This is a genomic window from Actinoplanes nipponensis (genome assembly GCF_016862275.1).
Taxonomy (GTDB): Bacteria; Actinomycetota; Actinomycetes; order Mycobacteriales; family Micromonosporaceae; genus Actinoplanes; species Actinoplanes nipponensis.
The window spans coordinates 1-631 of sequence record NZ_BOMQ01000123.1 but is presented as its reverse complement, the minus strand read 5'-3'; the positions used below and the strand labels follow the sequence as shown (position 1 = coordinate 631).

1 protein-coding gene is annotated in these 631 nt (G+C 70.4%); it reads right to left on the bottom strand.

Annotation, left to right across the window (positions count from 1 at the left end; genetic code table 11):
- Positions 1–631: SigB/SigF/SigG family RNA polymerase sigma factor (locus Ani05nite_RS40735; protein WP_203777582.1), on the bottom strand; the 631-nt coding region annotated here is incomplete at both ends.

Genomic DNA, 631 nt, shown 5'->3' with positions numbered 1-631 from the left:
AGCAGGCGGCTGACGTGCATCTGGGAGATGCCCACCTGGTCGGCGATCTGCGACTGGGTGAGGTTGCCGTAGAAGCGCAGGGTGAGGATCTTCTGCTCGCGTTCGTCGAGCATGGCCAGGGCGGGGCCGAGGGCGACGCGGGTCTCGGCGAGTTCGAATTCGTGGTCCTCGCCGCCGAGGGTGTCGCCGAGCTCGGTGGTGCCGTCGGCGCTGATCGGGGTGGACAGGCTGGTGGCGTTGTAGGCGCGGGCGCCTTCGAGGCCTTCCAGGACTTCTTCCTCGGTGACGCCGAGGTGCACGGCGATGTCGCCGACCTGGGGTGAGCGGCCGAGGGTGTGGGTCAGGGTGGCGTTGGCCTCGGTGATGGCCAGGCGCAGTTCCTGCAGGCGGCGGGGCACGCGGACGGACCAGGTGCGGTCGCGGAAGTGGCGCTTGATCTCGCCGATGATGGTGGGGATGGCGTAGCCGGCGAAGTCGACGCCGCGTTCGGGGTCGAACTTGTCGACGGCCTTGATGAGTCCGACGGTGGCGGTCTGGATCAGGTCGTCGGTGGGTTCGCCGCGGCCGGAGTAGCGGTGGGCGAGGTGGCGGGCCAGCGGCAGCCAGGCCTCGATCGCCCGGTCCCGCAGCG